The organism is Amycolatopsis sp. Poz14, assembly GCF_006704225.1.
Classification (GTDB): Bacteria; Actinomycetota; Actinomycetes; order Mycobacteriales; family Pseudonocardiaceae; genus Amycolatopsis; species Amycolatopsis nivea.
Genome location: NZ_JACLHD010000002.1, coordinates 165384 through 176768, shown reverse-complemented (window position 1 = coordinate 176768; position 11385 = coordinate 165384). Strand labels below are relative to the sequence as shown.

General features: G+C 68.9%; 11 protein-coding genes. 7 read left to right on the top strand and 4 right to left on the bottom strand.

From position 1 onward, the window contains the following. The first annotated feature begins 22 nt into the window (after positions 1-22). The 5 genes from FKO37_RS44500 to FKO37_RS44480 are packed head-to-tail and all read left to right on the top strand — an operon-like array spanning position 23 to position 5944. Entirely contained in the window at positions 23-1360 is a 1338-nt protein-coding gene (locus FKO37_RS44500) for a NarK/NasA family nitrate transporter (protein WP_238608495.1), read from the top strand. A 1-nt stretch (position 1361) separates the two neighbouring features. After that, on the top strand, positions 1362-3866 hold the full coding sequence (nirB, locus tag FKO37_RS44495) for a nitrite reductase large subunit NirB (RefSeq protein ID WP_238608494.1): 2505 nt from the start codon (positions 1362-1364) through the stop codon (positions 3864-3866). Further along, positions 3863-4195, top strand: coding sequence for a nitrite reductase small subunit NirD (gene nirD, locus FKO37_RS44490; protein WP_370318216.1), 333 nt, complete (start codon positions 3863-3865; stop codon positions 4193-4195). The genes nirB and nirD overlap by 4 nt, the downstream gene beginning before the upstream one ends. Next, positions 4192-5319, top strand: coding sequence for a uroporphyrinogen-III synthase (locus FKO37_RS44485; protein ID WP_134668926.1), 1128 nt, complete (start codon positions 4192-4194; stop codon positions 5317-5319). Before nirD ends, FKO37_RS44485 begins: the two co-directional genes overlap by 4 nt. 10 nt (positions 5320-5329) lie before the next feature. Continuing rightward, positions 5330-5944, top strand: a complete 615-nt coding sequence (locus FKO37_RS44480) for an SUMF1/EgtB/PvdO family nonheme iron enzyme (protein WP_238608493.1) — start codon at positions 5330-5332, stop codon at positions 5942-5944. Here the strand turns inward: FKO37_RS44480 and FKO37_RS44475 are convergent. The 3 genes from FKO37_RS44475 to FKO37_RS44465 are packed head-to-tail and all read right to left on the bottom strand — an operon-like array spanning position 5941 to position 8439. Then, entirely contained in the window at positions 5941-6891 is a 951-nt protein-coding gene (locus FKO37_RS44475) for a squalene cyclase (RefSeq protein WP_238608492.1), read from the bottom strand. The two genes, FKO37_RS44480 and FKO37_RS44475, sit on opposite strands and share 4 nt — an antisense overlap. 22 nt (positions 6892-6913) lie before the next feature. Next, positions 6914-8032, bottom strand: a complete 1119-nt coding sequence (locus FKO37_RS44470) for a winged helix DNA-binding domain-containing protein (RefSeq protein ID WP_107051105.1) — start codon at positions 8030-8032, stop codon at positions 6914-6916. A gap of 11 nt (positions 8033-8043) precedes the next feature. After that, a complete protein-coding gene (locus tag FKO37_RS44465) occupies positions 8044-8439 on the bottom strand; it encodes a DUF3224 domain-containing protein (RefSeq protein WP_037815834.1) in 396 nt (131 codons plus the stop codon). Between the two features lie 62 nt (positions 8440-8501). Between FKO37_RS44465 and FKO37_RS44460 the strand changes: the two genes are divergently transcribed. Together FKO37_RS44460 and FKO37_RS44455 are read left to right on the top strand one after the other, a co-directional pair. Continuing rightward, complete coding sequence (locus FKO37_RS44460) at positions 8502-9479, top strand: YafY family protein (RefSeq protein ID WP_037815832.1); 978 nt, start codon at positions 8502-8504, stop codon at positions 9477-9479. A 95-nt stretch (positions 9480-9574) separates the two neighbouring features. Next, positions 9575-10381: a uroporphyrinogen-III synthase gene (locus FKO37_RS44455; protein ID WP_037815831.1), complete on the top strand. Its 807-nt coding sequence runs from the start codon at positions 9575-9577 to the stop codon at positions 10379-10381. Here the strand turns inward: FKO37_RS44455 and FKO37_RS44450 are convergent. Further along, entirely contained in the window at positions 10378-11199 is an 822-nt protein-coding gene (locus tag FKO37_RS44450; RefSeq protein ID WP_051729132.1) for a siderophore-interacting protein, read from the bottom strand. The two genes, FKO37_RS44455 and FKO37_RS44450, sit on opposite strands and share 4 nt — an antisense overlap. Between the last annotated feature and the right edge of the window lie 186 nt (positions 11200-11385).

The window sequence follows — 11385 nt, the reverse complement described above, 5'->3', positions numbered from 1 at the left end:
CCCCCGTAACGAGGAGGACGCCATGACCCGCCGTTGGATCGAGCACTGGGATCCCGAGGACGACGAGTTCTGGGAATCGACCGGCAAGCGCGTCGCCCGGCGCAATCTGTGGTTTTCCGTGTTCTCCGAGCACATCGGCTTCTCGATCTGGACACTGTGGTCGGTCGTGGTGCTGTTCATGGGCCCGGCCTACGGGTTCAGCGCGGCGGACAAATTCCTGCTCGTCTCCACCCCGACGGTGGTCGGCGCGATCATGCGGATCCCGTACACCTTCGCGGTGGCGCGCTTCGGCGGTCGCAATTGGACAGTCATCAGCGCGGTGCTGCTGCTCATTCCGACGGTGCTGACCGCCATCGTCCTGCACCCCGGTACCTCGCTGGGCACCTTCGTGCTGATGGCCGCGCTCGGCGGCGTCGGCGGCGGCAACTTCGCCTCGTCGATGACGAACATCAACACCTTCTATCCCGAACGGCACAAAGGCTGGGCACTCGGGTTGAACGCCGGTGGCGGAAACCTCGGTGTCGCGGTGATTCAGCTCGTCGGACTTCTCGTCATTGGCACCGCCGGTGCGACTGTGCCGCGGCTGGTGCTCTACATCTACCTTCCCCTGATCGTCATCGCCGCCACCTGCGCCGCGTTGTTCATGGACAACTTGGCCAGCGTTCGCGGGGACACCAAAGCCATGCGCGAGGTAGTCCGTTATGGACACACCTGGGTCATGTCGCTGCTGTACGTCGGCACGTTCGGTTCCTTCATCGGGTACAGCTTCGCCTTCGGTTTGGTGCTGCAGAACCAGTTCGGCCGGACACCGTTGCAAGCGGCCGCGGTGACGTTCCTCGGTCCGCTGCTGGGTTCGCTGTCCCGGCCGATCGGCGGGTGGCTGTCGGACCGCATCGGCGGCGGCCGCGTCACCTTCGCGACGTTCGGCGCGATGGCGTTGGCGACCGTGGTGCTGGTGCTGGCTTCCTCGGCGGACTCGCTGGCGACATTTACCGCCGCGTTCATCGTTTTGTTCGTTCTCACCGGAATCGGCAACGGATCGACGTACAAGATGATCCCGGCGATCTTCCAGGTCAAGGCGCGAGCAGCGATTCAGGCTGGTGCGGACGAGGCGACGGAATTGCGCAACGCGCGTCGGCTGTCCGGTGCGTTGATCGGTTTGGCCGGTGCGATCGGTGCGCTGGGCGGGTTGTTCATCAACCTCGCGTTCCGGCAGTCGTTCGCTGACGCGCACAGCGGCGTTCCGGCGTTCGTCGGTTTCTTGGTCTTCTACGCGGTGTGCGTGGGTGTGACGTGGTTCGGCTACCTGCGCAAGCCGGCGGTGCGCGCGCAGGTGGCGTTGGCAGGAGCGGAGGTCTGAAATGCCTACAGTGGTGGTTGCCGGGCACGGCATGGTCGCGCACCGGTTCGTGGAGGCACTTCGTGCGGCCGACAAGGCGGGCGAGTGGCGGGTCGTCGTCTTCGGCGAGGAGAACCGTCCCGCTTACGACCGGGTCGCGCTTACCTCCTATGTGGACAGTTGGGATCCGGCGGCGTTGGCGTTGCCGGGCTCCGACTACGCGGACGATGACACGGTCGACCTTCGGCTTGGCGAAGTCGTCGTATCGGTGGATCGCGAAGCCAAGACGGTGACGACGGCTTCCGGACAGGTCGAGTCGTACGACTCGCTGGTGCTGGCTACCGGCTCGCGTCCGTTCGTGCCGCCGGTGCCGGGCCGGGATCTGCCGGGCGTGTTCGTGTACCGGACGATCGAAGACCTCGACGCGATTCGGGCCGCTGCAGAACGGCAGGGTCGTGGCCGCCGGGCGGCGATGGTGATCGGTGGCGGTCTCCTCGGTCTGGAGGCGGCCAAGGCATTGCGGGACATGGGGTTGTCGCCGCACGTGGTGGAGATGGCACCGCGGCTGATGCCGTTGCAGGTCGACGATGGCGGCGGCGGCCTGTTGCGGCGGCTCATCACGAACCTTGACGTGACTGTCCACACCGGAACTTCGACGGATGCGATCGAGGCGGACGGTACGCGGTTGCTGGCTCGGTTGGGCAACGGCACGGAGCTGGACGTCGACCTGGTGGTCTTCTCCGCCGGGGTCCGTCCTCGGGACGACTTGGCCCGCGAGTCCGGTTTGGACGTTGGCGAGCGCGGCGGCGTGCTGGTCGACGCGACGTGCCGGACCAGCGATTCGGCGGTGTACGCGATCGGCGAGTGCGCGGCGGTCGAAGGCCGGGTGTACGGCATCGTCGCGCCGGGGTACGCGATGGCGGAGGTGGTCGCGGCGCAGCTCACTGGCACGACGGCGAGCTTCCCCGAACCGGACACCGCGACGAAGCTGAAGCTGATGGGCGTGGACGTCGCCAGCTTCGGCGACGCGCACGCCGCCACCGAAGGAGCACTGGAAGTCGCGGTGAACGACGCCGTGGCCGGGACGTACAAGAAGCTGGTGGTGACCGACGACGGCCGGACGCTGCTCGGCGGGGTCCTGGTCGGCGACGCAGCGGAGTACAACACGCTGCGGGCGTTGGTCGGGCGTCCGCTGCCCGCCGACCCGGGCGCGTTGCTCGCCCCGGCCGGAGGCGGTGCGGCGGTCGGCGTGGACGCGTTGCCGGACGAGGCGCAGGTCTGTTCGTGCAACGGGGTTTCCAAGGGCGCGCTGACCCGGGCGATCACTGAGGACGGTTGTGATTCGGTCGGGAAGCTGAAGGCGTGCACCCGCGCGGGAACGTCGTGCGGCTCGTGTGTGCCGATGCTGGCGAAGCTGCTGAACGCGTGCGGCGTCGAGCAGTCGAAGGCGTTGTGCGAACACTTCACGCAGTCTCGTGCGGAGCTGTTCGAGATCATCCGTGCGACGCAAATGACGACGTTCAGCGAGGTAGTGAGCCGGTACGGCACCGGGACGGGGTGCGCGGTGTGCAAGCCCGCGGTCGCGTCGATCCTGGCGACGCTGGGCAACGGGCACATTCTCGGCGGCGAACAGGCGGCGCTGCAGGACACGAACGACCGGTTCCTGGCGAACATGCAGCGCAACGGCAGCTATTCGGTGGTGCCGCGGATCCCCGGCGGCGAGATCACGCCGGAGAAACTGATGGTGATCGCCCAGGTCGCGCAGGATTTCGGGCTGTACACGAAGATCACCGGCGGACAGCGGATCGACCTGTTCGGGGCCACCGTGGACCAGCTGCCGGACATCTGGCGGCGACTGGTCGACGCGGGCTTCGAGTCCGGGCACGCGTACGGAAAGTCGTTGCGGACGGTCAAATCCTGTGTCGGATCGACCTGGTGCCGCTACGGGGTGCAGGACAGCGTGGGGCTGGCGATCGATCTGGAGCTGCGGTATCGCGGATTGCGGTCGCCGCACAAGATCAAGGCCGGAGTATCGGGTTGTGCGCGCGAATGCGCCGAGGCGCGCGGCAAGGACTTCGGCGTGATCGCCACCGAACACGGATGGAATCTTTACGTCGGCGGCAACGGCGGAGCGACGCCACGACACGCGGAACTGCTGGTGTCTGATGTGGACACCGAAACGCTGGTGCGCACGATTGACCGGTTCCTGATGTTCTATGTGCGCACGGCGGATCGGTTGCAGCGCACGGCACCGTGGATCGAGGAGCTCGACGGCGGGCTCGACCACCTGCGTGCGGTGATCGTGGACGACAGCCTCGGCATCTGCGAGGACCTGGACGCGGCGATGGCGAAACACATCGAGGGTTACACCGACGAATGGCGAGGAGTGTTGGAGGATCCGGACAAGCTGGCGCGGTTCAGTTCGTTCGTGAACGCGCCGGGGACGCCGGACCCGTCGATCTCGTTCCGTGCGGAGCGGGAGCAGAAGATCCCGGTGCTGCTGGGAGTTCCGGAGGTGCGGCGATGACCATGACTTCATCCTGGACCGCGGTGTGCGCGGCGGCGGAGATTCCGGAGTTCTCCGGAGCGGCGGCGCTGATCGACGGCCACCAGGTCGCGGTGTTCCATGCCGGCGACGGCTGGTACGCACTGTCCAATTGGGACCCGTGCAGCGGCGCGGCGGTGCTGTCGCGCGGGATCGTCGGCGACGCCGGGGGAGAGCCGGTGGTCGCGTCGCCGGTCTACAAGGAACGGTTCTCGCTTCGCAGCGGCGCGTGTCTCGACGCGGAAGGCGTTTCGGTGCCGGTGTATCCGGTTCGCGTACGGGACGGGGTGATCGAGGTGGGCTCGCCGTGACGGACGTCCGGCCGTTGGCCGGGTTCACGGTGGGAATCACGGCAGCGCGCCGAGCTGAAGAGCTGGGCGCGCTGCTCGTGCGCCAGGGTGCGGCCGTCCGGTACGGACCGGCGATCCGGATCGTGCCGCTGGCCGACGACACCGAACTGCACGCGGCGACGATGCGGTTGCTGGAGTCCTCAGTGGACATCGTGGTGGCGACGACCGGGATCGGCTTCCGCGGCTGGATCGAGGCCGCGGAAGGCTGGGGTCTCGGCGAAAAGGTGCTGGAGCATCTATCGAGCGCCTCGTTGCTCACTCGCGGTCCGAAGGCGGCCGGAGCGGTGCGGACGGCCGGGTTGGCGGAGGACTACTCGCCCGCGTCGGAGAGCAGTGCGGAGCTGTTGCAGTACCTCACGCAGTCCGGAGTGGACGGACGACGGATCGCGCTGCAGTTGCACGGCGAGCCATTGCCGTACTTCGCGGAGACTCTTCGGCAGGCGGGGGCCGAGGTGATCGAGATCCCGGTGTACCGCTGGGTGGCTCCGGCCGATCCGGGACCGTTGGACCGGCTGTTGGACGCGGTCCTGGAAGGCACGATCGACGCGTTGCCGTTCACGAGTGCGCCCGCTGCCGCGTCCACTGTCGCGATGGCGCGGCGGACCGGTCGGCTTGCCGCGTTGATCGAGGTGTTGAGCACCCGCGTGGTCGTGGCGTGCGTGGGCCCGATCGCGGCCGCGCCGCTCGCTTCGCTCGGCATTCCGACCGTCCAACCGAGACGGTCGCGGATCGGAGCGCTGGCGAGAACGGTCGCGGACGCCTTGGTCACCGCCTCGCCGACGCTGTATGCCGCCGGACATGTGTTGCAGATCCGCGGGACTGGCGCGCTGGTGGACGGCGAATGGCGCGAGATCGCTCCGGCCCCGATGGCGCTTCTGCGTGCGCTCGCGCGACAGCCCGGCCGGGTGGTCGCGCGCCGGGAGTTGTCCGCTGAGCTTCCGTCCGGCGGCGAGGCGCACGCGGTGGAGACGGCGATCGGCCGGTTGCGGACGTCTCTCGGCGGTGCCGGTGTGGTGCAGACGGTGGTCAAGCGGGGGTATCGGCTGGCAGTGAATCCCGGCGACACCCCAGCGTCGATCGGCTAGCCTCGGCACGGTGCGGATGGTCCCGATTCCGCCGGGAACGGTGACGCTCACCGACCGGCGGACAGAACGCAGTTGGACAGTCGACGTGCCCGCTTTCGAGCTTGGCGCGTTCCCGGTCACCCGGGCGCAATACGACGGCGGCGATGGTCTCCCCGCTGTCGAGGTGTCCTGGCTGGACGCGGTGCGGTTCTGCAACACACTGTCCGAACGGGACGGACTGGCACCGGCGTATCGCCTTGACGGCGGAGAAGTGGCGTGGGATCGGTCCGCGTCCGGCTACCGGCTGCCTACTGAAGCCGAATGGGAACACGCGTGCCGCGCGGGAACTGAGGGACCGAGGTACGGCGACCTGGACGAGATCGCTTGGTACGAAGGCAACTCCGGCGGTCGGCTGCATCTGCCTGGCGAGAAACGTCCGAACGCGTGGGGTGTTCACGATCTTCTTGGCAACACGTGGGACTGGTGCTGGGATCTCTACGATCCGGCGGTCTACGGCGAGTACCGGGTGCTCAAGGGCGGCGGCTGGGCGGACGAGCACTGGAGCGTCCGGGTGTCGGTGCGTCGGCGGAGCCACCCGACGTTCCGGGTGGACGACGTCGGCTTTCGCGTCGCGCGGTCCAGTTAGGACTGCGCGGAGTCCCACCAGGACAGAATGCGGGTGCCGTACAACGTGAGCCACTTCGAAGGTTCACCGGCCGGGACGTCGACCTCGAACCACATGTCGCCGGGCAATCGGCCGTCCTGCAGCCAAGTTCCGTCTGGCTGCCGGGCGGCGCGAACCCGTTCCACGGTGTCGGCGAGGCGCGGGTCGGGCCGAATGTCGTCCACGACGGCGGCTTCGCGGAAGTATTCGAGGGCGTTGATCGCGCTGTAGTGCCACCGCGTCGGGTACGCGAAGTGGTCGACCCAGGGTGCCACCTGTTCGCCGGTCGAAAGCCGATAGAGCAGACGACGCTTCAGCAGGTACTCCTCGCCGGCGCGGCGGGCGGCGTGGGTCTCGTCGGTACCGCCGGTCGCGATGTCGTAGGCGAGCAAGCCCTTCACCGCGTTCAGCGTCGAGTGGAAGGACGAGCGCTTCGAGTCCTCGACCCATTCGCAGTTCCAGCCGCCGTCGGCCATCTGGTGCTCGGTGAACCAGCGGGCGAGCCCGGAGACGTCGACGCCGAGCCAGCCGCCGTTCGCGATCGTCCAGGCGTTGATGCAGACGTCGACCTCGCCGCCCCAGTACGGTAAATTGTCGTATTCCCACCGGGAGTTCTCCGCGAGCAATTCAGCGGTGCGATTGGCGCGCAAGACCGCCGGGTCCATTCCCCATTCCCGCAGCATGTTGAGCGACCAGGTGGTGGCTGTCCACGGCTGCCCGGTATCGGGACCGGGGGTGAATCGCGCCGGGAAGTAAGCGCCGCCCGCCCACTGACCGTCCGGGTCCTGCCGGGCGAGGAGCTGCGCGCCGAAGCCCTCGGTCGCGATCTTGTGCCGGGTGGCCGTCCAGACCTCGGGCGGCGCGTCCGCCAAGTCCCGTTCGACCTGCCAGCGCAGCGCCGGGTCGGAGTCGAGCAGCCATTTCAGCACGTCAGAAACTGTAGCCCGCCGGTCAAGCCCAGGTCACGGAAAAGTCCTGGTAGCCCCGCGCGGTCGCGGCCCGGGCCGCCTCGTCCTCGGCCGCCGCGTGGTCCGGGCGGCGGAGCGGATCGAATTCGGCGAGCGTGAAAGTCAGCCGTTTGCCGGACGCCTTCATGCGCCAAGTGCCCAGAATCTCGCCGTCGACCAAAAGCGCACCCGGGCTGCCGAGAATTTTCCACACCTCTTTCGCCCGTGCTTTGTCCGGCACGAGGACGGCTTTGTCGCGGCCCTGAGTGTACGGATCGAGCGGCGGCAACAGGCGTACTCCGGCAGGCGACGGCGGGTTCTCCAGCGCGGCCAGCCGGTCATTCGGGATGAAGGCCCGTCGACTGTCCACTTTGACCTCGGTGACCGCGGCAGGCCACGTTTCGTTGATGCACGTCTTCGCGGTGCCGACGAAACCGGCCGCGTCGCCCGGCGTCGCGGGTCCGTTGAAGCGCAAATACTGCTCAAGCACCCGCGAAACCGCCGCCGGAACCGGGCGGGTGGACATCCGTCCGCGACCCTCCAGCGGCGCCAGCGTCGCCGGACTCTGCCCGGCTTCGAGCCTCGTTCCGCCGTGGAGGGCAGCGACACGCATGAGCTGTTCGTGCACGTGAGTGGCGTTGCAGCCACGGCACCACCGGCTGAACGAGGGCGGCAACAACTGCGTGATTTCCCCGCTCACCGCCCCCTTGGTCATCGGCTTGGTGACGACCTTGCGGATCGCCCGCGCGGTGGTGAACACAATGTCCACTGGGGACTCCGCTGCCGCTTGGATGTCCTTCTTCTGCCACAACATCCGCGCCAGCGCGTCCGGATCGCCGATCGGCACCAAAGCGGCTGCCAGCTCCGGCAGATCCGCGCGCCGGTGGAAATGCGGCGCGCCCCGGTGCGACCACACCAGGGCGAGCCGCTGATCGTCCACAAGAGACTCCGGCGTGACCGGATCCGGCATCCGGGCCGCCAGCGAGAGCAAAGCGGTGTCGCGCATGCTGTCCTGCAGACCCAGGTCCAGCAGCGGCAGGTCGTACGGATCGGCGACGGAGCGGTGCAGCCCCTGCTCGGCGATCCGGTACGCCAGCGCCTGTGCGCGCGACACCTCCAGCATCCCGGCCTCCTTCAGAGCGTGTAATCGAAGGTGTACGACACCGTCGGCTCGCCCAGTACGCCGTGCACTGTCCCGGAGCCGCCGATGCCGGCCAGTTCGCCGGTGCCGGAGCCCGGCACGACCTCGAATTTCGAGCTGATGCTCTTCGGGTCGAAGCTCCACTCCTGGCGGACGACGAACGTGCCGCGGCGGCCGTCGACAGTGCCCTCGAACCGGTCGTAGCCCGGCGACGTGGTCGCGCCGCCGTCGTAGCCCTCGCCCGGGTAGTACAGCAGGTAGTCGCCCGTGGCCGCACCCTGGATCACGCCCGAGTAGTCCATCGCGGCGTGCACGTACGCGACGCGCGGGCCGCCCTCCTCGCCGCTCGCCACGTGCTCTTCCCACTTCGTCATGCCAAACGTGTTCATGCCGCATACTCAATCACCTATACCTGCCATCTTGTGTCAGGTATTTCAGTCATACTTGCCACATGCGTGCCGGCCGTTTGCTCACCGTGCTTCTCCTGCTGCAGAACCGCGGCCGGATGACCGCCGAGGAACTGGCCGCTGAGCTGGAGGTTTCGGTCCGGACCGTGTACCGGGACATCGAGGCGCTGTCAGCCTCGGGCGTGCCGGTCTACGCCGACCGCGGCCGCAGCGGCGGCTACCAGCTCGTCGACGGCTACCGGACCCGGCTGACCGGGCTCAACGAGGACGAAGCCCAGTCGCTGGCGCTGGCTGGGCTCCCGGTGGCGGCCGCAGAGCTGGGGCTCGGGACGGTGCTGGCGGCGGCGCAGCTGAAGCTGTACGCCGCGTTGCCGCACGAGCTGCGCAGCCGCGCCGGCCGCGTCGCCGAGCGCTTCTACCTCGACGTTCCCGGCTGGCATCGCGGCATCGAAAGCCTGCCGACCCTGTCCGCGGTCGCCGACGCGGTCTGGGCCGGGCGACGGGTCCGCGTCCGGTACGAACGATGGGGCCAGCGCGAGGTCGAACGGGTGCTGGAGCCGCTCGGGCTGATCCTCAAAGCAGGCAACTGGTACCTCGCCGCCCGGTGCGAGGGGACCGATCGCACCTACCGGATTTCGCGCATCCACGAGCTGACCGACCTCGGTGAGGAGTTCGAGCGACCGGCGGAATTCGACCTCGCTCGTTACTGGCAGGAGTGGTCGGAGCAGTTCGAACGCCGGATGTACCCCCGAAAGGCGACAGTCCGCCTCTCGCCGAGGGCCCAAGCTCTCGTACCGTTCTACGCGGGCAGCGTCGGTGCCCGGGCGCTGCGCGAGGCAACCGCCGCCGGAGCGGAACCGGACAGCGACGGATGGTTGACAATCGACCTGCCGGTCGAACCGGGAGAAGCCGCGATCGGCGAACTGCTGCGGTTCGGGCCGCATCTGGAGGTGCTCGCGCCGGAGGGTCTGCGGACGGAACTGGCGGCGGCGATCCGGGAGATGGGGCAGGCGTATGAGTGAGTGCGGCGGGGTTCGGCTGGCTGCCCGCCTTTGCCGGAGACAGGACGAGCGGATGAGCGAGCTGATCGGGTTTTCGCAAGAGACGGGGCAAGCGAATGGGTGAGCTGGACGGCGTGCGGATCGGCGTCACGGCCGAGCGGCGCGCGGACGACCTGATCGGCGCGTTGCTCCGGCACGGCGCGGAAGTGCGGCACGCGCCGACGATCACGATCGTCCCGTTGGCCGACGATCCGGAACTGCGTCGCGGCACCGAAGCCGTGCTCGCCGCGCCGGTCGACCTCACCGCGGTCACCACCGGGGCCGGGTTCCGCGGCTGGCTCGACGCGGCCGAGGGCTGGGGACTTCGCGAGGCGCTGCTGGACGCACTGGCCGGGTCGCGCATCTTCGCGCGCGGGCCGAAGGCGGTCGGCGCGGTGCGGGGCGTCGGCCTGCGCGAGGAGTACTCCGCGCCCGGCGAGACCAACGACGAGCTGTTCGGCGCGCTCACCGAAGCCGGTGTCGAGGGCACGCGCGTCGCGCTGCAACTGCACGGGGCACCGCTGCCGGAGTTCACCGATCCGCTCGCTGCGGCCGGCGCGTCGGTGCTCGCCGTGCAGCCTTACCGCTGGCACACCCCGCCGGATGCGGAGCCGGTGTTCTCGTTGATCCGCGAAGTGCTGTCCGGAGAACTGGCCGCGTTGGTGTTCACCAGCGCCCCGGCCGCGACGAATTTCCTGACCCTCGCCGACGAATCCGGCCACGGCGCCGAGCTGCGCGAGACCCTGCGCAGTGGCACGGTCGTCTGCGCGTGCGTCGGTCCGGTGACCGCGGCACCGTTGGAGGCAGCCGGGATCAGCACGTTACAGCCGGAGCGTCAGCGGCTTGGCGCGTTGGTGAAGCTGGTGGTCGCGAAGCTCGGTTAGGACGCTTCGGCCTGCTGTCGTCCCGCAGCTTCTTCGCTGAGACCTTGTCGCCAGTAGCCGGTGAAGCAGATGGCTGTCTTGTCGAAGCCGCGCTCGCGGACAAGGTGTCGCCGAACGAGCTTCACGACGCCTGCTTCGCCGGAGACCCACGCGTACGGCGTGCCGTTAGGCAGCTCAGCCGCGCGTACGGCGTCTACGAGCGCTTCGCCGTGCGTACGCGCACCGCGGACCACCCAGTGCACCTCGACGACACCGTTGGTCTCGAAGGTCTGTCGCTCCGCGCGGTCCGGAATCTCGACGTACACCGACGCGCGCGCCGACTGCGGCAACCGCTCGAGGATCCCGCCGATCGCCGGCAGCGCGGTTTCGTCGCCGACCAGCAGCTGCCACGTCGTCCCGTCCGGCACGTCGTACAGCCCGTGCGGCCCGAGGAACGCCACCCGGGCGCCGACCTCCGCTTGCCCGGCCCACGTCGACGCCGGGCCGCCGCTCTCCTCGTGCAGCACGAAGTCGACGTCCACCTCGCCGGTCTCCGGACGCGCCGCGCGCACCGTGTACGTCCGCATCGGCGGCCGGACGTCGTCGGGCATCGCGAGGTACCGGCGATACCAGGACAGGACGTCGTCCTCGCCCACCTCGGCCGGCGGCAGGTGCGGCTCCTCGTCGCCGGGGAGGGGGAAGAACACCTTCACGTACGCGTCCGGCGCCGCCGGACCCGCCGCCGCGAGCCCCGGGCAGTCGAAGGTGACCCGCGCCATGTGCGGAGTGACCCGTCGGACCGCGGTGACCCTGCCGGGGTGGTAAGTCAGGACGCTCATGAGGTGAGGCTAACCTAAAACGGGCGAGGCGGGCTATGGCCGGGGAGGATGGCGGACGCCACGGTTTGCCGGATTGGGTGGCGTCGGTCGGGGTGCGGTCGTGGTCAGCGGGGCCAGGGTGCGGTGAGGCCACGGCGCTTTCCGGATTGGGAGGCGGCGTCGCTCAAGGGCACCGGGTGGTCGGCA

What these genes read in the sequence shown, in the direction of transcription:
- FKO37_RS44460 (WP_037815832.1), top strand. Translation starts at nt 8,502, where the DNA reads ATGCGTGCCGGCCGTTTGCTCACCGTGCTTCTCCTGCTGCAGAACCGC.
- FKO37_RS44455 (WP_037815831.1), top strand. Translation starts at nt 9,575, where the DNA reads ATGGGTGAGCTGGACGGCGTGCGGATCGGCGTCACGGCCGAGCGGCGC.
- FKO37_RS44465 (WP_037815834.1), bottom strand. Translation starts at nt 8,439, where the DNA reads ATGAACACGTTTGGCATGACGAAGTGGGAAGAGCACGTGGCGAGCGGC.
- nirB (WP_238608494.1), top strand. Translation starts at nt 1,362, where the DNA reads ATGCCTACAGTGGTGGTTGCCGGGCACGGCATGGTCGCGCACCGGTTC.
- nirD (WP_370318216.1), top strand. Translation starts at nt 3,863, where the DNA reads ATGACCATGACTTCATCCTGGACCGCGGTGTGCGCGGCGGCGGAGATT.
- FKO37_RS44500 (WP_238608495.1), top strand. Translation starts at nt 23, where the DNA reads ATGACCCGCCGTTGGATCGAGCACTGGGATCCCGAGGACGACGAGTTC.
- FKO37_RS44470 (WP_107051105.1), bottom strand. Translation starts at nt 8,032, where the DNA reads ATGCTGGAGGTGTCGCGCGCACAGGCGCTGGCGTACCGGATCGCCGAG.
- FKO37_RS44450 (WP_051729132.1), bottom strand. Translation starts at nt 11,199, where the DNA reads ATGAGCGTCCTGACTTACCACCCCGGCAGGGTCACCGCGGTCCGACGG.